The organism is Mesorhizobium qingshengii, from assembly GCF_027563465.1.
GTDB lineage: Bacteria > Pseudomonadota > Alphaproteobacteria > Rhizobiales > Rhizobiaceae > Mesorhizobium > Mesorhizobium qingshengii_A.
Map to the genome: position 1 here is coordinate 156881 of NZ_JAPFQA010000002.1, position 19112 is coordinate 175992.

15 protein-coding genes are annotated in these 19112 nt (G+C 65.0%); 4 read left to right on the forward strand and 11 right to left on the reverse strand.

What is annotated here, in order from left to right:
• Positions 1 to 2 precede the first annotated feature (2 nt).
• The 4 genes from trpA to OOJ09_RS05340 all read left to right on the forward strand — a co-directional run bounded on the left by trpA (position 3) and on the right by OOJ09_RS05340 (position 3665).
• Positions 3 to 842, forward strand: coding sequence for a tryptophan synthase subunit alpha (gene trpA, locus OOJ09_RS05325; protein ID WP_269904194.1), 840 nt, complete (start codon positions 3 to 5; stop codon positions 840 to 842).
• A gap of 92 nt (positions 843 to 934) precedes the next feature.
• Positions 935 to 1861 carry an acetyl-CoA carboxylase, carboxyltransferase subunit beta gene (gene accD, locus OOJ09_RS05330; protein WP_269904195.1) on the forward strand — a complete coding sequence of 309 codons (927 nt, stop codon included), beginning with the start codon at positions 935 to 937 and terminating at the stop codon, positions 1859 to 1861.
• Positions 1862 to 1923: 62 nt separating this feature from the next.
• Entirely contained in the window at positions 1924 to 3249 is a 1326-nt protein-coding gene (locus OOJ09_RS05335; protein WP_269904196.1) for a bifunctional folylpolyglutamate synthase/dihydrofolate synthase, read from the forward strand.
• A complete protein-coding gene (locus OOJ09_RS05340; protein WP_269904197.1) occupies positions 3246 to 3665 on the forward strand; it encodes a VOC family protein in 420 nt (139 codons plus the stop codon). The genes OOJ09_RS05335 and OOJ09_RS05340 overlap by 4 nt, the downstream gene beginning before the upstream one ends.
• Positions 3666 to 3699: 34 nt before the next feature.
• Here OOJ09_RS05340 and OOJ09_RS05345 read toward each other — a convergent pair whose 3' ends face one another.
• From OOJ09_RS05345 to OOJ09_RS05395, 11 genes are all read right to left on the reverse strand, one after another.
• Entirely contained in the window at positions 3700 to 3981 is a 282-nt protein-coding gene (locus tag OOJ09_RS05345; protein ID WP_095083181.1) for a cupin domain-containing protein, read from the reverse strand.
• Positions 3982 to 4107: 126 nt separating this feature from the next.
• Entirely contained in the window at positions 4108 to 4428 is a 321-nt protein-coding gene (trxA, locus tag OOJ09_RS05350) for a thioredoxin (RefSeq protein ID WP_256752557.1), read from the reverse strand.
• 75 nt (positions 4429 to 4503) lie between these two features.
• Positions 4504 to 8016 carry a double-strand break repair helicase AddA gene (addA, locus tag OOJ09_RS05355; protein WP_269904198.1) on the reverse strand — a complete coding sequence of 1171 codons (3513 nt, stop codon included), beginning with the start codon at positions 8014 to 8016 and terminating at the stop codon, positions 4504 to 4506.
• Complete coding sequence (addB, locus tag OOJ09_RS05360) at positions 8013 to 11147, reverse strand: double-strand break repair protein AddB (protein ID WP_269904199.1); 3135 nt, start codon at positions 11145 to 11147, stop codon at positions 8013 to 8015. The genes addA and addB overlap by 4 nt, the downstream gene beginning before the upstream one ends.
• Entirely contained in the window at positions 11144 to 11863 is a 720-nt protein-coding gene (locus tag OOJ09_RS05365; RefSeq protein ID WP_269904200.1) for a nucleotidyltransferase family protein, read from the reverse strand. The genes addB and OOJ09_RS05365 overlap by 4 nt, the downstream gene beginning before the upstream one ends.
• A 23-nt stretch (positions 11864 to 11886) precedes the next feature.
• The gene (gene tsaE / locus OOJ09_RS05370) at positions 11887 to 13398 is read right to left on the reverse strand and encodes a tRNA (adenosine(37)-N6)-threonylcarbamoyltransferase complex ATPase subunit type 1 TsaE (protein WP_269904201.1); all 1512 of its coding nucleotides are present in this window, start codon (positions 13396 to 13398) and stop codon (positions 11887 to 11889) included.
• 8 nt (positions 13399 to 13406) lie between these two features.
• Entirely contained in the window at positions 13407 to 15962 is a 2556-nt protein-coding gene (locus OOJ09_RS05375) for a sensor histidine kinase (RefSeq protein ID WP_269904202.1), read from the reverse strand.
• Positions 15963 to 16161: 199 nt separating this feature from the next.
• Positions 16162 to 17562, reverse strand: coding sequence for an adenosylhomocysteinase (gene ahcY / locus OOJ09_RS05380; protein ID WP_269904203.1), 1401 nt, complete (start codon positions 17560 to 17562; stop codon positions 16162 to 16164).
• A gap of 182 nt (positions 17563 to 17744) precedes the next feature.
• A complete protein-coding gene (locus OOJ09_RS05385; RefSeq protein ID WP_269904204.1) occupies positions 17745 to 18041 on the reverse strand; it encodes an HPr family phosphocarrier protein in 297 nt (98 codons plus the stop codon).
• Positions 18038 to 18439, reverse strand: coding sequence for a PTS sugar transporter subunit IIA (locus OOJ09_RS05390; protein ID WP_056589309.1), 402 nt, complete (start codon positions 18437 to 18439; stop codon positions 18038 to 18040). Before OOJ09_RS05390 ends, OOJ09_RS05385 begins: the two co-directional genes overlap by 4 nt.
• Before the next feature lie 164 nt (positions 18440 to 18603).
• On the reverse strand, positions 18604 to 19065 hold the full coding sequence (locus OOJ09_RS05395; protein WP_269904205.1) for an HPr kinase/phosphorylase: 462 nt from the start codon (positions 19063 to 19065) through the stop codon (positions 18604 to 18606).
• Positions 19066 to 19112: the final 47 nt, after the last annotated feature.

The window sequence follows — 19112 nt, forward strand, 5'->3', positions numbered from 1 at the left end:
TCATGGCCACTCGTATCGACCGCCGCATGGCGAAGCTGAAGACCGAGGGCCGCCCGGCGCTCGTCACCTATTTCATGGGCGGCGACCCGGACTACGACACCTCGCTGTCGATCATGAAGGCATTGCCGGCGGCGGGTGCCGACATCATCGAGCTCGGCATGCCGTTCTCCGACCCGATGGCCGATGGCCCGGCGATCCAGGCGGCTGGCTTGAGGGCGCTCAAGGGCGGCCAGACGCTGGTCAAGACGCTGAAGATGGCGTCGGAATTCCGAGCCGGCGACAATGACACGCCGATCGTGCTGATGGGCTACTACAACCCGATCTACATCTACGGCGTCGACCGTTTCCTCAAGGACGCGATCGCCAGCGGCATTGACGGCCTGATCGTCGTCGACCTGCCGCCGGAGATGGACGAGGAACTGTGCATTCCGGCACTGAAGGCCGGCATCAACTTCATCCGGCTGGCGACGCCGACCACCGACGACAAGCGTCTGCCCAAAGTGCTCCAGAACACATCCGGCTTCGTTTATTATGTCTCGATGACCGGCATCACCGGCTCGGCGCTGGCCGACACCGGCAAGGTGGCGGCGGCGGTGAAGCGCATCAAGGGCCATACCGACCTGCCGGTCTGCGTCGGTTTCGGCGTCAAGACCGCCGAGCAGGCGCACGTGATCGGCGCCAATGCCGATGGCGTCGTCGTCGGCACCGCGATCGTCAATGCGGTCGCCAATGTACTGGGACCGAAAGGCGAGAAGACCGCCGATCCGGCCGAAGCCGTCGCCACGCTGGTCAGCGGCCTCGCGCAGGGCGTGCGCTCGGCCCGCCTTGCTGCCGCCGAATAGTTTTCCTACCTCAGGTCTTGTCGTTATCCCAAAACCGGTTCCCACTTTTGGGCGACATGCACTAACTCTTCGTCAGGACAGGAGCCGAAGCGATGAACTGGATCACCAATTACGTTCGCCCGAAGATCAATTCGATGCTCGGCCGGCGCACCGACATGCCGGAGAATCTCTGGATCAAGGATCCGGAGACCGGCGAAATGGTGTTCCACAAGGATCTGGAGTCCAACCAGTTCGTCATTCCGTCCTCTGGCCATCACATGAAGATCTCGGCCAAGGAGCGGCTGAAATTCTTCTTCGACGGCGGCAAATACGAGACCCTGGACAATCCCAGGGTCATGCAGGATCCGCTGAAATTCCGCGACGAGAAGCGCTATGTCGACCGGCTGAAGGACGCCAAGGCCAAGACCGGCCTGGAAGACGCCATCATCAACGCGCTGGGGACCGTCGAGGGTCTGCCGGTGGTGGTGACGGTGCAGGATTTCGCCTTCATGGGCGGCTCGCTCGGCATGGCCGCCGGTGACGCCATCGTTCATGGTTTCGAAGTGGCCCTGCAGCGCAAGCGGCCGCTGATCCTGTTCGCCGCCTCCGGCGGCGCGCGCATGCAGGAAGGCATCCTGTCGCTGATGCAGTTGCCGCGCACCACGGTCGGCGTCGACCGGCTGAAGGAAGCCGGTCTTCCCTACATCGTCGTGCTGACCAACCCGACCACCGGCGGCGTCACCGCTTCCTACGCCATGCTGGGCGACGTGCACATCGCCGAACCCGGCGCACTGATCGGTTTCGCGGGACCGCGCGTCATCGAACAGACCATCCGGGAAAAGCTCCCGGACGGCTTCCAGCGCGCCGAGTATCTAATGGAGCACGGCATGGTCGACATGGTCGTGTCGCGGCTGGAGCTGCGCGAAACGATCGCACGCTTGCTGAAGATGCTGCTCAAGCTGCCGGAAGAGCAAAAGCCGCTGGAGCCGGAAATCCTGCCGCCGGCAACAATTCCGGCGGAGGCACGACCACAGGCCTGACGCGACATTCTTCGCCGCGAACCGCGATTCCGATTTTCGGGGTCATGCGCTAGGATTCCCATATGACGACGCTTGCCGCAGACCGCGAAATCGAAGCCCTGATGGCGCTTCACCCGAAGGGTTTCGACCTTTCGCTCGACCGCATTACGCGGCTGCTGGAACGGCTCGGCAATCCGCAGGACCGGCTGCCGCCGGTGATCCACGTCGCCGGCACCAACGGCAAGGGCTCTTGCGCGGCGTTTTCGCGCGCACTGCTCGAAGCGGCTGACTACCGCGTCCATGTCCACACCTCGCCGCATCTGGTGAACTGGCACGAGCGCTACCGGCTGGCCGCCGACGGCGGCGGCAGGCTGGTCGACGACAAGGTCTTCGCCGATGCCATCGCCCGCGTCGCCAGGGCCAATGAGGGCGAGACGATCACCGTCTTCGAGATTCTCACCGCCGTCACCTTCCTGTTGTTTTCCGAGCATCAGGCCGATGCCGCCATTATCGAGGTCGGGCTCGGCGGCCGCTTCGACGCCACCAATGTCATCAAGGAACCAGCAGTATCGGTGATCATGCCGGTGTCGCTCGACCACGAGGCCTATCTCGGCGACCGTGTCGAACTGATCGCCGCCGAAAAGGCCGGCATCATCAAGCGCGGCTGCCCGGTGGTCATCGGCGCGCAGGAAAGCGAAACAGCGCTGCAGGTGCTGATCGAAACCGCCGAGCGGCTTGAGTGTCCGACCTTCGTCTACGGCCAGGATTTCCTCGCCTTCGAGGAAAACGGCCGCATGGTCTACCAGGATGAAGACGGCTTGATGGACCTGCCGCCGCCCAGGCTGCCCGGGCGCCACCAGTTCGCCAATGCCGCCGCGGCGATCGCGGCGGTGAAGGCGGCCGGCTTCGAGATCAGCCATCGCGCCGCCGAGAAGGCAATGATCAATGTCGCCTGGCCCGGCCGCATGCAGAAGCTGGTGCAGGGCCGGCTGGCCGAACTGGCGCCGAAGGGCGCCGACATCTGGCTCGACGGCGGCCACAATCCGGGCGCCGGCGTGGTCGTCGCCGAAGCGCTGGCCGAGCAGGAAGAAAAGAACCCGCGTCCGCTTTTCCTCATCTCGGGCATGATCAACACCAAGGACCAGAGCGGCTATTTCCGCGCCTTCAAGGGGCTGGCCCGGCATGTCTACACGGTGCCGGTGAGCGCGAGCGACGCCGGCGTGCCGAACGACGAACTGGCGGTCCGCGCCACGGAAGCCGGACTGACGGCCGAACCGGTGAGTTCCGTCGCCAACGCACTGATGCTGCTGCGCGACACCTGGGACGGTCCGCCGCCCCGCATCCTGATCGGCGGTTCGCTCTATCTGGCTGGGGCGGTGCTGGCTGAAAACGGCACGCCGCCGACATGATCAAGGTAAAGCAGCTCGCTCACGTTTGCATCTTCGCGGATGACCTCGACGTGACGCGAAGCTTCTATCGCGACGTCCTCGGCATGGACACCCAATTCAATTTCCTGCGCGACGGCAAGATTTTCGGATTCTACCTCAATTGCGGCGGTCGCAGCCACATCGAGGTGTTCCAGAAGAACGGAGCCCGCTACAGCGACCTTAACCAGATCAACCATCTCTGCCTCGAGGTGGAAGACATCGACGCGGCGATCGCCCACATCAGGTCGAAGGGAATAGACGTCACCCCGAGGAAGCTCGCCTGCGACGATACCTGCCAGGCCTGGCTTCGCGACCCCAACGACGTGAAGATAGAGCTGTTCGAGTATACCGAAAAAAGTGCGCAGTTCGTCGGCGGCGATCGTATCGCCGATTGGTGATCGCGCCCGCCGGCCCTGACGTGGCCTTGGTGCGTTACTTCAGCTCGATCTCGATGAAGGCGTATTCGCCTTCATTGGCGTTGATGACATCGTGTTCGACGCCCTCCTTGCGGAAATAGGGGGCGCCCTTCTTCATTTCGGCAAAGGATTCGCCGTCCTTGGTCAAAAGCTTCACCTTGCCGTCCATCAGCGGCACGACGACATAGTCGTGGCCGTGGCGGTGCCAGCCGGTGTTGTCGCCGGGCGCGAAGCGGTATTCGGTGACGATGACGCGCTCATTGTCGATGAAGACGGTGGCCTTGGCGGATCCGGTCATGGGGTTCTCCTGTCTGCCTCAAGCAGACGACATGGAGTGCCCGCACGCGAGGGCCAGAGCGGCGCAGCGATGGCGCCAACAAAAAGCCCGCGCGAGGCGGGCTTTTTTCAATCGGGATGTTGGGGCTCAGAGGTTGCCGTTGATCCAGTGGGACAGGGCGGTCTTCGGCGCGGCACCTACCTTCATATCGGCCATTTCGCCGCCCTTGAAAATCATCAGCGTCGGAATCGAGCGAACGCCGAACTGCGCGGCGAGCTCGGGATTCTCGTCGATGTTCAGCTTGGCGATCTTCACCTTGGCACCAAGTTCGGTGGCGATGTCTTCCAGCGCTGGCGCGATCATCTTGCAGGGACCGCACCATTCCGCCCAGAAATCGACCACGACCGGTACATTGGCGTTAAGCACATCGGCCTGGAAATTGCTCTTGTCGACCTTGACGGTGGTCATGCGGAAATCCTTTCGAGAATTTTTTGTCGCACCAAATGTGGTGGTGATCGCGCCCTTCTTCAAGCAGGTGTTGTGTCACGCTCCCGTGAGTCGAGCAAGAGCGGCATCCATGGCGCCGGTCGGCAATTCGATCAGCCGCGGCGCCTCGGTGAACAGCAAGGCCGCCCGGATCACGCGCCCGGGATAGAGCGGCTGCAACAGGGCGCGATAAAGCGCGAGCTGGAGGACATAAGCCGGCGGAACCTCGGCCAGAGAGTCGGGCGCCGGCCGGTTGGTCTTGTAGTCGACGATCGACACTGTGTCCGATGTCACCGCCAACCGGTCGATCTTGCCGGAAATCGAGCGCTTTTTGCCCTTTACCTCGAAGCTGCCCATGATGGCGACCTCGGCACGCGACGACGGCGCGAACAGTGGGCCGAAGCGGGGGTCGGCAAGAATGGCGGTGACCGACACCAAGGCTTTTTCACGCTCGGATTGAGTCCAGTCCGCACCCGTTCGCGCGAGATAGCGTTCCGACGCGCCCTGGCGCTCGTGCTCGGCAATGCCGGGCAACATCTGCAGCAATTTGTGCAGGGCGAGCCCCCGCATCACGGCAAAGCCGGGCTCGGCATCGGCGTCCAGCACCGGCGAAGCCTTGTCGACCACGGCTTCCTTGCCTTCGTCGATCAGCGCCGAGGCGCCCGATGGCGACAGCGGACGCGGCAAGTCCTCGAAAGGTGGCAAGGGCCGGAACAGGCTTGCCGGCAACGGCCCGAAAACGTGCGTCCGCCGTGCCTGCTCGCTCGAGCTTGCCGCGACGGGCGGCAGCTTGGTCACATGGAAACGATGCACGGGCTCGCCACCGGCGGGATGCGGGCGCTGTTCGCTTTCCGGCGCGCCGATCAGGGCGCGGCTGACGATCGAATGCCAGGTGCCGGTGTTCGGCGCCCGCTTGCCATGATAGCCGCAGACGATCAGCCGGTCCTCGGCGCGGGTCATGCCGACATAGAGCAGGCGGCGGTATTCGTCGTCGGCGAGTTCTCGCGCACGGACTGCCGCCGCTTTCGAAAAGCCATTGGCGACATCGCTGGCCGAGCGCCAGAGATAGCCCTTGCCGTCCCAATATGTTCCCGAACCATCGAAAGGCATCAGGCGCGGCAGATGCTGGTCGCTGAACGGGGCGGAGCCGCCATCGACCAGGAACACCACCGGTGCCTCCAGGCCCTTGGCGGCGTGCACGGTCATGACCCGAACCTCGTCGCGGGTCTGGTCCATCTCGCGCTTGATCTCGGGGCCGGCGTTCTCCAGCGTCGAGAGAAACGCTTCCAGCCCCGGCAGGCCGGTTCGCTCCTCGGCAAGGCAGAAGCTCAGGAACTCGTCGAGAATATCGCCGGCTTCGGGCCCGAGCCGCGCGATCATCCTCCTGCGCACGCCATCGCGTGCCAGCAGGCCGGCATAGAATTCGAACACCGGCTTGAAGGCGGCCTCGTCAGCCCAGACGTCGAGTTGCGCGACAATCTTCGCCAGGTGCTCGTTTTCTTCGGCATGCTGGCGCAGCGACGCGGCCAGCGACAGGCCGGGCGCCCTCTGCGCGGCGAGTGTGAACAGCGTCTCCTCCGGCAAGTCGAAGATCGGGCTGCGCAGCACGGCGGCGAGCGACAGATCATCCTGCGGCTGGATGAGGAGATGGCCGAGCGCGATCAGATCCTTGACCGCGATATGGCCGGGCAGGCTCAGCCGGTCGGCGCCGGCGACCGGAATGTCGCGGCGCTTGAGCGCACGGGTCAGCGCATGGACGAAACGATCGCGCTTGCGCACCAGCACCAGCACGTCGCCCGGCCGCAGCCGCTTGCCACGGCCTTCGATGACCTCGCCGGCGCCAATCCAGCCGGCAATGGTGGCCGCGACATTCTCGGCAACGCGCACCGCCGGGGCATGGGCATGGTCGATGGCCTGGGTCCAGTCGTCGGGCTCGTCGACGACGTCAGCACCGAGCGACGGCCAGACCTCGACATAGCCGGGCGCGTCGGTGCGGATCGCCTTGTGGTTCAGCGGATCGGGATCGTGGCTGATGCCGCGCCGCACGAGGGGATCGGCAAAGACGCGGTCGACCGCGGCAAGAACGTCATCGGTCGAGCGGAACGACCAGGTCAGCTTGAGGTCGGCGAAGGATGCCTCGGCGTCGCGCACCCGCCCCGCGAACAACAAACGGCTATCGGCGAAGGAGTCGGGCGCCGCGCCCTGAAAGGAATAGATCGACTGCTTTTCGTCGCCGACGGCAAAGACGGTGCGATGGATCCTGTCGCGGGCACCGAAGCCGGCAAAGAACTCCTCCGCCAGCCGCTTCACCACCTCCCATTGATCCGGGCTGGTGTCCTGCGCCTCGTCGAGCAGGATGTGGTCGATGCCCTGGTCGAGCTTGTATTGCACCCAGGGGCCGGCATCGGGCCGTGCCAGCAGGTTGACCGTGCGGGTGATAAGGTCGTTGAAGTCGAGAAAGCCGCGGCTGCGCTTCAGCACTTCGTAGCGGGCGATCAGCCAGTCGGAGATGATCAGCGCGGCGCGCGTGCCTTCCAGCATCCGGAACAGCGCCAGCCGGTCGACGGTTTCGACGATGGCACTGGCCGCCGAGAGATAGCGCTCGGCCAGATCCGGCAACCGGTCGACCAGGGCTTTCTTGAAAGCCTTTGCCGGATCGTAGGAGTCGCCATCGGCCTTGAGGAAGGCTCTCGCAAGCAGTTGCAGACGGCGAACGGGATCGCCCTCGGCGAAAGCCTGACGCGCATAAGGCAGGATGTTGTTCAACACCGATCTGGCGTCGGTGGAATCGGCGGCCTGGGCGAAGCCGGCAAAATAATCCGGCAGGAAACCCGGCAACGGCCAGACCGATGCCGCTATGCCTTCGGCCGTCTGGCCGGGGCGGAAATGGAACTCGTCGAACAGCGCCTGGAAATGCGAGCCGTCGCGCCCGACGGCGTCAATGAAATTGCGCAAACCGTCACGCTTGCGCACGATCTCGCCCAGCAAGGCATCGAGACCAGCTTCACCGCCACGATCGAGAATGGTGGCAAAGGCCTCTGCCAGATTCCTATCGCCGGCGGCCGAGATCATCTCGCGGCGCGCGGCGGCAAACAGCGATGCCTCCATCTGGCTGTCAAGCATTTCAAAATGGGCAGGGATGTTGGCTTCCAGCGGGAACTGGTGGAGCACAGATTCGCAGAAGGCGTGGATGGTCTGGATCTTCAGCCCGCCCGGCGTTTCCAGCGCCTCGGCGAACAGGCGGCGGGCACGGCGCATGGTTTCAGCATCGGGCCGGAGGCCTTCCAGCGCCTCGACCCTTGCCGCCAGATCCGCGTCAGCGAGCGTTGTCCACTCCGACAGTGTCGAAAACACCCGGTTCGACATGTTGGCGGCGGCCGCGCGCGTGTAGGTCAGGCACAATATCTTCGACGGATCGGTGCCGCGCAGCAGCAGCCGGATGACGCGCTGGGCCAGCACATGGGTCTTGCCGGATCCGGCATTGGCCGACACCCAGGCGGAATTCCCGGGGTCGGCGGCGCGGGCCTGGCTGGAAGCCGTGTCGCTCGGGATGGGATAGGCCCTCTTCATGCCTCCCCTCCCTCGTCGCCGGCATCGCCGCCCGCCGACCATTCGAGCACGCGGGCAAGATGGTCGTAGTCGCCATCGGTCTCGCCTTCGCGAAACGGCAGCGCGCGCGACAGATAGCCGGTCGCCGGGTCGGCATAGTGGATCAACAGCTTTTCCAGCCGCGCCCAGGCCTCCTCGGCGAGATCGGTCGCGGTTCGCGGCTGGCGGTTGTGTTCGAGGATCGATTCCTCGAACACCTCGCCATTCGGCTTCAGCCGCACGAACGCCAGTTGCGACGGTTCGCGCGCGCCCAGATCCTTGAAGGCGCCGCGCCTGAGCAGCGCGCCCTCCAGCGCCAGTTGCGGGGCGAGCAGCGTGTGCGCCTGCGCCTTGGACGGCGAGGAACCCGTCTTGTAGTCCAATATGTCGGCCATGCCGCCGGCCAGCAGGTCGACGCGATCGGCATAACCGGACAGCGTCACGCCGGACTGGCCGACGACGGTCTTTCCAGCACGCTCCTCGGCATGCCGCCGTATTACCGCGTCGGCGCGCGTACGCTCCCATTCGACGATGTTGGCGGCGAGTTTTTCGAAGCGCGGCCACCATACGGCCTCGACATCGGCCGGAAGGGCGGCTTCGGCAAAACAGGCGCGACCCGCTGATATAAGCCCGGCGAGGGCATCCGGCGTGCGCGGATCGGCCACCTGCGCCGAGAAGAGATGCAGAATGGCGTGAAACAGCGTGCCGCGCTCGGCGGCACCCGGATCGCGGATGACCGGATCGAGCGGCATCAGGCCGAGGATCCTTCTTGCGTAGACGGCATAGGGGTCACGGCGCAGCGTCTCGATCTCGGTGACCGAGAAATAGCTTGGGCGCACTGACAATGGCGGCTTCGGCTGCGGCCGTGGCGCGAAATCCTGCCTGGGGCCGGTATCGAGCGTGCGTGCCCAGGCGAGCAGTTCGTCGCCGCGCCGGCGCAGTTCCGCCGCCTGGTCGGTGCCGATGAAAGTGAGGAGGCGCTGCAACCAGCGCGATGGCACGGCGGGTGCGTCTCCGGCACGCGCCGAGTGAGCCAGCACCACTTTCCTGGCGCCCATGGCCATCTGGAAATCATGCGCGGCCAAGCCGATACGCCGTTCGGGCGGTTCGAGATCGATGCCCGTCTTCATCAGCCGCGACATGAAGCGGTCGCTCTCCGGCTTGCGCGGCCACACACCTTCGTTGAGCCCGCCGATGACCAGCGTGTCGACATCCTGCAACCGGGCTTCCAGCGCGCCCCAGATGGCGATGTTCCTGTCGGTGCCTTGCGCCGGCTTGACCGTTTCAGGCGCGATCAGCGCTTCCATCACGTCAGGCCATTCGCTCGCCGCGAACGACAGCGAAGCGGACGACGCGACCAGGCCGCGCAACAATTCGGCGAGCTTTTCGCCGGCGTCACCGGCATAGAGTTGGCGAAGGCCGCCATCTTCGGCGCGGCCGAGATTTTCGAGCGCCACGACGCTGGCCTTGACCAGCGCGGCAAGGTCCGCGTCCGCCTGGCCGCGAAAAGCCGCGAAAGGCGCCAGTGCTTGTTTGAGACACTCGAGCACATTCCGCGCGCCTTCAATGGAGCGCACGGTCAGGCGGGAAAACCAGAAGGGCGGCCGGCTGTCGCTGCCCAGGCCGGTGAGACGAGCCTCGAAGAGGTCGGACAGGGAAGTGATGTCGGGGCGGCCGGTACCACCGCGCAGCGCCACCAGTTCGACCAGTTCGGCCGCGTGGCGCACATCAGCGCGTTGCAGGCCGAGGCCAAGCAGCGGATGCTTGAGCAGCGATAAAAGGCCAACCGGATCGCCTGGCCGGAACACCGCTTCGAGCGCCAGCCTGAGCAGGCTGGCCGCCGGGGTGTTGGCGAGCGGCGTGCCACCGGAATCGTCGGCGACGACGCCGAAGCGCAAAAGCTCGACCGAAACGCGACGCGCCAGGGCGCGGTCACCGGTGACAAGCGCCGCCCTCTGGCCCGGCTGCTCAACCGCCTGCTTGAGCGCGACAGCGATGGCGACGGCCTCGTCGCGTTCGCTGGCCGCCTCGAGCAGCGTCACGTCGGCGAAGGCACCGGCGATGTCGTCGGCTGAGAAACCAGCGCGTGTCTCGGCCCAGAGTTCGGTGGTCTCGGCCGGCCGCAACGCTTCGCCGACAAGGGCGGCGCGAAGCGCAAGCGACGGCTCGGCCACGCCGATCTGCTCGACATCGCCGCGCAGCACGCCGATCTTGCCGATCAGCCTGGCCAGGCCATATTGCGGGTGGCCGAGCACGGCCGGACGCGCGCCGGGTGCCGCAATCGCCTGGAAGGACGCTTCGTCCAGCGTCCGGTCGAGACCGGGCAGCACGATGGCACCGCCGGGCAAGCGGGCGATCACGGCAAGCAGCTCGGCCGTGGCGGGAATCGAACCGGTTGATCCTGCGGCAATGACTGGTCCGGCAGGCGGATTGCGCTGCAGCCGCGCGGCCTCGGTACGGATCAGCGCGCTGCGATGCGCGGCCGGATTGGAGCGATCGCTCTCCTCGAGGAATTTCGGCCAGGCGTCGGTGACGATGCCGAGGAATTCGAGCGTCACCTGCCACCATCCGGCAAGGTTGCCGGTGACCAGATCGGTGAGCTTTGCCCAGTCCGTGCCTTCCGTCTCGATCTCGTCCATCAGCCCCGCGAGATCGCGCGCCAGCCAGATCGCGTCGGCGGTGGAGGCCGGGATGACGATCTCCTCGGCGAACAGGGCCGCGACATGCGCCGGCAGCCGACGTTTCCAGGCGCGCACCAGCGGCGCCAGCAGCAGCAGGCGTTCGGTGGCCCCGATCGGCGGCGCGAGATCGATTGCCGCCGATGCCTCTGTCTCGAAGGCGGCCTCATCCTCGTCGAACTCGCCGAGCGGACGGATCACCGGCAGGATCGCCGAGCCGCCGCCGCCGCGTGCTCGCAAGCTGTCGACGAAAACACCCCGCAAGGCACGCGCGGCACGGCGCGTCGGCACGTAGATGGTGACATCGGCCAGGGCGAGCGGGTCGCCGTCAAAGCGAAACCCCGGAACCAGGCGGCCGGCAAGCAGCGCCTCGGCAAGCGTCGGCAGAAACGGCGCTCCGGAGGGAATCGAGAAAACGCGGCTTGAGCCGCTCATTGCAACTCGGCTAGGGCGCCGGCGACCGCTGCTTCCGCGAGCGGAATGGCATCGGGGGTGCCGACGGTGATCCAATGGCCATGCATCCGCATGCCGAACAGCCGGCCGGCGGCAATGGCCGAATCGAAATAGGCGTTGAGCGAATGCGGCCCCACAGGCGCATTCGCGAACAGGCGCGGATGAATGATTGCAGCCCCGGCATAGATCAGGCCCGCCGGATCGCCCTTTGACCGGCGCAAGGCGCCATCCGGCGCCACCAGGAAATCGGTGCCGCCGCAGTGTCCGGTCGCCTGATGGAGATCCGCCAGCATCAGCAGAATATCCATTTTCGCCGCGTCCCATGCAAGGGCGAGGCGGCCGAGATTGAGAGGGCCATCGTCGATCCAGAAAGTATCGGCATTGAGGATGTAGAAGGGGTGGTCGCCCAGGTCCGGCAGCGCCTTGACAATGCCGCCGGCGGAATCGAGCAGCCTTTCGCTCTCATCGGAAATGATGATCCGTGGCGCGCGGCGCGTGGCGACGTGGGCAACGATCTGTTCGGGAAAATAGTGGACGTTGACCACGGCCTTGCCGACACCGGCGGCGGCCAGGCTGTCGAGGCCCCAGTCGAGCAATGTCTTGCCAGCGATCCGGACCAACGGCTTGGGGATGGTGTCGGTGATCGGCCGCATGCGCTTGCCAAGCCCGGCGGCAAGCACGATTGCTGTTTTGGGCACAATGGCAGTGTCCGGTCCTGCTGTCACAGCGTTCGCTCCTCGAGCAAACCATTGGCGTTGTAGAAATCCCGCAGGCTGGCCAATGCAGGATGGGACAGCGCGCGCCGCAGATAGTCGCGGATGCGCGGCAGGTGCTTCAGATAATAGGGTTTGCCGTCGCGCTTTTCGAGGCGGACGAAAATGCCGAGGATCTTCGAATTGCGCTGCGCCGCCATGATTGCATAGGATTCCAGGAAGCTTGCCTCATCGAAAGCGCCGGCGGCATGGCGCGCCGCGACATAGGCGTCGAGCGTCTGCTTCTCGATTTCCGGCGATATGGTGACGCGCGCGTCCATGGCGAGCGAGGCAACGTCATAGGCTGACGGGCCGATCAGCGCATCCTGGAAATCGACGATGCCCAGCCGATCATGGCTGGCTCGATCGCCGCGCCAGATGATGTTGGGCGAATGGAAATCGCGCAACATAAGCGTGTATTCGCGGCCGTCCAGCCGGTCGAGAAGCGCATTCCACTCTTTGGCGTAGCCGGCGCGCAGGCTTTCGCTTGCCGGGCTGCCCGATATCGCGGGCACGTACCAGTCGACCAGCAGATCGGCTTCGATCATCATGGCGTCGCGGTCGAAAGGCGGCACGTCGTGGAAGCCGCCCTGCCCCGTTTCCATGCGTTGCGGCCATGTCCTGCCATGCATCATGGCGAGCAGCTCCGCGGCCGCCGCGTAACGCTCGGATACCGGTTGGCCGTCCTCGCCGAGGAATCCTTCGGAGCCAAGATGTTCGAGCAGAAGGAACCCCTGATCCTGGTCTTCGGCATGGATCTCCGGAACGCTGACGCCGCCAGCCTTCAATGCCCGGTCGATGGCGACGAAGGCGGAGACCGACTGGGCGGTGTGCGCGATCACGGCATAGGGCTTGCCGTCGCGCACCGGCGGGCCGAGCACCAGCCGCGGCGAGTTCATCAGCACGCGCGGCTCCTGGCCGGCAAGCGAAACGATCTCATAGGAGCGGGCCGACGCATCGCCGATGAAATGGCGGCGCCGCGCTTCCCCCCAGCCGGCGCTCCCGAGAAAGTCGCGCATGGCCAGTGAGCGCGCCGCGCGGTCGAAGGCAGGACCTTGCCCCGACAGTCGCGCCAGCCGGCCCTCGCCTTCCTGGACGAGTTCGATCAGCACCGAGGTTTTCGGCAGATAGGACTCCGCCCGTTCCGGCCATTCGACCAGGGCGGCACCTTGCGCCAGGGCTTCCTCGAAACCCAGCTCGTCGATTTCGGCCGCCGAGGACAGGCGGTAGAGATCGAAGTGATGGACCGGGATGCGCGTGTCGTAGCTCTGCACCAGCGTGAAGGTCGGGCTCGGAACGTCGAGGCCGGCATCGTCGGCCAAGGCCCTGATCAATGCCCGCGCCAGCGTCGACTTGCCGGCGCCGAGATCACCCTTGAGCGCCAGCACGTCACCGGCGCGCAGCGCCAGCGCCAGATCCTCGCCCAGCAGCGCTGTCTGTGTCTCGTCCGCGAGTAAACGCTCCAGCACCAATCCCGTCATCGAGTGCGCTACTCGGCCGCGGCGCGGATGCCGGGCATGTCGGGAAAGGTGCAGATGACGGTGGTGCCCTTGTCCGTGCCGGTTTCGATGCGCACGTTGCCGCCATGCAGCTCGACAAAGCTCTTGACGATCGACAGGCCGAGACCGGCGCCGCGCCGGCGGCCGCCGTTGGTGCGCGGCTCAAAACGGCGGAATACCGAATCGAGCAGGTCCGGCGGCATGCCGGGCCCGTCGTCATGGACCGAGAATTCCACGCCGTCCGTCAGCTGGCGGCAAGCGAGCCTGATGGTGCTGGCTTCCGGCGCGTAGTTGGCGGCGTTGCTGAGCAGATTGTAGAGGATCTGGCGGACCCGGATTTCGTCGCCATGGAACGTCTTCGGCGCCGCGGCGGCGTCGACCTCGAGCCTGATCGAATGCTCCTCCAGGCGGTCGGCCACCAGTTCCGCCGCGGCGGCGATGGTGCGGTCGACATGCACCTCGGAAATGTCGAGCTGCATGATGCCGGCATCTACCGTCGCCAGGTCGAGGATGTCGTTGACGATGGTCAGCAGGACCGAGGAGGACGAGCTGACATGCTCGACATATTCGCGCTGCTTCTGCGTCAACGGGCCGGTCGCCGGCAGCGAAAGCAGTTCGGTGAAGCCGATGATGTTGGTCAGCGGCGAGCGCAGTTCATAGGAGACGTGCTGGACGAATTCGTTTTTGAGCTGATCGGATTTCTCCAGCGCCTCGTTCTTGTCCTTCAGCGCCCGTTCGACGTTGACGCTGTCGGTGACGTCGACGAACGTCATCATCACTTGCCCGTTGGGCAACGGGATCATGGCGTAGCTCAGCACATTGCCATTGTTGAGTTCAGTCTGGCCGTGGCGGTCGCGGCGCTCGTCGTCGAAACCGGTGATGGCGGCAACGAAGCCGGGCCAGGGGCTGTCGATCGCCTGCCGGTCGCAAAGGTCGCGGATGGTGGATACGTGGACATTGGGCTTGGCGGCCTCCGCGCCCAGTCCCCAGAGTGTCGCAAAGGCAGGGTTCGACAGTCGAAGCCTGCCATCGGGGCCGAACACCGCCACGCCTTCGGCAAGATTGTCGAGCGTCTCGCCCTGGACCCGCACCGCGGTCTGATAGCGGCTTTCGAGGTCCATCTTCTCGGTCAGATTCTCGAAGACCCAGGTCACGCCGCCCTTGGGCTGCGGGTTGGCGACGACGCGGATGGTCTTGCCGTCCGGCAGGTGCCACCAATGTTCCTGTGATTCGACGGCGCGATAGGCGCCAAGCAGGCCTTCCTTCCAGCGGCGCCATTCCGGCTGCTCGGCGATCTTGCCCTCGCTGCGCAAACGGTCGAGCAACAGCGCATTGTCGGGGGCGCTGTGCAGGAAGCCGCTGTCGAGACCCCATAGCTTCTGGAAAGCCTGGTTGAAGAACCGCAGCTTCTCGTCGGTGTCGAAAATGGCGACCGCGGTGTTGAGCTGATCGAGCGTGTCGGCGTGGCTCCTGACGGTCCGCTCGTATTCGCCGCGAACGGCCTCGATGGCGCTGGTGTCGCAGGCAAGGCCGGCCGAACCGTCCGGGCCGGCGAAGTCGGTCACCGCGAACACGCGGCGGTCGCCTTCGATCACGGTGGAAAGCGTCTGCTCGAAGACCGGATGCGACTTGTGCTGGGCGGCGATCGCATCGCGTGCCTGGCCACCGAGAAACTCCTTCGCCTCGCGAACGGCCGTCTCCGCATTGTCGGCTTCGACCGCGTCGGCATAGGCCCGGTTGACCCACTTCAACCGCCCGTCCTCGGTGCGCAGCCATGCCGGCATCTTCAGCGCGTCGAACAGGCCAATCATCGTCTCGTGGTCAGCGACGAGGCGCTGGTTTTCGATCTTCAACCTGGCCTGGCTGCGCTGCGTCTCCGAAAGCGAAACGAAACGCACGATCACATGCGCCGCGCTCTTGCGGCCATGCACTTCAAGCGGTGCGCCGGCCTGCGATTCGATGACGAGGTCGAAGGGTCTCGCCTTTTCGCGCAACCCCGCGACGGCGTGCTCGAGCGCCGCCGCCGAGCGCGGCATCAGCCAGCGACCGAAAGCGAGGAAGGCGGCACGCTCGTCGGGAGCGCCGCTTTCGACCGGCAATGTACCGATGAGTTCGGGTTTCTTGTTTTCGGAGGCCCAGACGACCACACGCTGGTCGCGCAGATTGAGCAGCGCTTCAGAGCGGCGCAGAGCCGCGTTGATGTCGGCGATGCGGCTCCTGAGTTCGACATTTTCCGCCGAGGTGCGGGCCCGCTCGCGGATGAGGACGATGGCCGACAGAAGCGCTGCGCCCGTCACGCCGACAAACACGGCAAGCTGCATGACTTCCACAGCGCTGATCGACAAGCCGGCGGCGGCGACGCCCACGGCTTCGGCATGCGCGACCGCACCGAGCAAGGGGCCGGCCAATGCAGAGGTGGCAAGGAAAACTCCGGCGCGAGCGCGCCATGAAAGGCTCCCGCCTTGCGAGGCAGGGCCAGCGATCCCCGAATCGTCGTGGCCGCCGGAAACGGCCCGTCCCGCTCTGTGCGGGTGTTGCCCCGGCATGTCTTGGTCCTCTCCGCCGCCTGAATGCAAGACCGCCCTGATGCGCGCTTCTCTGATCCCCTCTCGGGCCGGAAGCGTCGCGAATCACCTGACAATAAACCCTCGCCGAATCGCCGTGAAGGCTGATGGCGCGCAAAAATAAAGCCGGGCGAAAAGTCAATCGCCCGGCGTCAATATCTGGTAGGAAATTTAGCTTTGGTTAATAGCGGTAGTGTTCCGGCTTGAACGGGCCCTGGGGAGTGACGCCGATATAGGCGGCCTGCTCGCCGGACAGTTCGGTCAGGCGGGCGCCAAGCTTGTCGAGATGCAGGCGCGCGACCTTTTCATCGAGATGCTTGGGCAGCACGTAGACCTGGTTCTCGTACTGGCCGGGCTTGGTGTACAGCTCGATCTGGGCCAGCACCTGGTTGGTGAAGGACGCCGACATGACGAAGCTCGGATGCCCGGTGGCATTGCCGAGATTGAGCAGGCGGCCTTCCGACAGCAGGATCATCCGCTTGCCGTCCGGGAAGGTGATCATGTCGACCTGCGGCTTGACGTTGGTCCACTTCAGGTTGCGCAGCGAAGCCACCTGGATCTCGTTGTCGAAGTGGCCGATGTTGCCGACGATCACCATGTCCTTCATCGCGCGCATGTGGTCGAGGGTGACGACATCCTTGTTGCCGGTGGTGGTGATGACGATGTCGGCGGTCGGTGCCGCGTCCTCCAGCGTGACGACTTCAAAACCGTCCATCGCCGCCTGCAGCGCGCAGATCGGGTCGACCTCGGTGACCTTGACGCGGGCGCCGGCGCCCTTGAGCGAGGCCGACGAGCCCTTGCCGACGTCGCCATAGCCGCAGACGACAGCGACCTTGCCGGCCATCATCGTGTCGGTGCCGCGACGGATACCGTCGACCAGCGATTCCTTGCAGCCGTATTTGTTGTCGAATTTCGACTTGGTGACCGAATCGTTGACGTTGATGGCGGGGAAAGGCAGCAGGCCCTTCTTCTGCAACTGGTAAAGCCGATTGACACCGGTCGTCGTCTCTTCGGTGACGCCGCGGATCGCCGCCTTCTGCTTGGTGAAGAAGCCGGGCGAAGCCTTCAGCCGCTTCTTGACCTGGGCGTAGAAGTACTCCTCTTCCTCGCTCTGCGGGTTGGAGAGCACGTCCTCGCCGGCCTCGGCGCGGGCGCCGATCAAGATGTACATGGTGGCGTCGCCACCGTCATCGAGGATCATGTTGGAGGTGCCGCCGTCGGTCCACTGGAAGATCCTGTCGGTGTAGTCCCAGTACTGCTCAAGCGACTCGCCCTTGACGGCGAATACCGGGATACCAGCATCGGCGATGGCCGCGGCCGCATGGTCCTGGGTCGAGAAGATATTGCAGGAGGCCCAGCGGATATCGGCGCCGAGCGCCTTCAGCGTCTCGATCAGCACCGCCGTCTGGATGGTCATGTGCAGCGAGCCGGTGATACGCGCGCCCTTGAGCGGCTTCTTGTCGCCGAATTCCTCGCGGCAGGCCATCAGGCCCGGCATTTCGGTTTCGGCGATCTCGATTTCCTTGCGGCCCCAGCCGGCAAGCGAGATGTCGGCGACCACATAGTCCTTGCTACCCGTCATGGCAGTGCTCCGATGCGAATTGTTGTGCTGCGAATTGGTTGCGGATGCGCCCGCGCCGGTCGGCGCGTCGAAGGGCGCGAATTGCCGGCTTGACTAGCAGATCAGGTTCAAGACGACAATGGGATATAAAGAAATCTTTATCCGTGCATGTCTCGAGGGGAGCTTCTTTGCTCCGCGAGGGATCAGGCTTCCTCGCCGAAGCGGGATGCGACCAGCTGCTCCAGCGCATCGATGACCTGCAAGGCCTCCGGCCCGCTGGCGGTGACACGGATCGAGTAGCCGGGACTTGCCGCCAGCATCATCAGCCCCATGATCGAGGTGCCGCCGACCTGGACGCCATCCTTCTCGACATGCACCAAGGCGTCGAAACCGCTGGCCAGCTGGACGAACTTCGCCGAGGCGCGCGCGTGCAGGCCGCGCTGGTTGACGATCGGAAAATCCCGGACGATCTGGTCTTTTTCCGGGGACAGCGCGTTCATTTGCTGCTCAAGAGCTGGCTGGCGACGTTGATGTATTTGCGGCCGGCCGCCTGCGCCTCGTCGAGCGCCGCCGCCATGTTGTCGCCCTTGCGGATCGAGGAGAGCTTGATCAGCATCGGCAGGTTCATGCCGGCGATAACTTCGGTGCGGCCGGACTCCATGACCGAAATGGCAAGGTTGGAGGGCGTTCCGCCGAACATGTCGGTCAGCACGATGACGCCCGTCCCGGTATCGACCCGGGCCACGGCATCGACGATGTCGCGGCGACGCTGCTCCATATCGTCATCGGCGCCGATCGCCACGGTTTCGAAATTGTCTTGTGGCCCGACGACATGTTCCACGGCATGTCGGAACTCGGCGGCCAGTTGACCGTGCGTTACAAGCACGAGTCCGATCATTCTTTGGTGGCTCCCGTCATCGCCGCTTCACAGGCGTATTTTATGCTCGCCAGCCATTCCAGGCGGCGGGAGCGCTATCTTGTCGACGCGCGGCCGGTTGACAAGCCCAAAATTGCGCAGGCCCATGCCATTTTGACGCATTGCAGCAAAAATTCCGCAGCGGATCATAGAAAAGGCGCGATCGACAGCCGCGCCATCACGGCGGGCAAGGCGGTGGCGGCGTTACGCTCGGCAAGGTCGATACGCGGCACTGGGCAGCCTGCGACCGGCTCGCTGATTTCCTCCTGGAAACGGGCCCTCTCTGCCTTGGGCACCAGCCTCACATGCAGGTCGATCACTCCGCCCGGCTCGAACGGCAGCGGGTGCGGCATGAACCCAGGCACTTCGGCGAGACCGGCGATGGGCGCCGGCACGCGACAGACCAGCCGCCCGGCGCGGGCCACGGCAAGCAGCCTGTCGTCGCCGATCAGCCGCGAGAACAGCCCGCGCGCGCGGCAATGGTCCAGGAGTGTCAGCGCCAGCGTCGTCTTGCCGGCGCCGGACGGCCCGGTGATAAGCACGCCGCGCTCGCCGATCAGGATCGCGGTTCCGTGAATGTTTTCAGGCTGCGCGACTGGATCAGGCACGATGTTGCCCGTTCATGTTTTTGAATTAAGCATGATCTTGTCCGAAA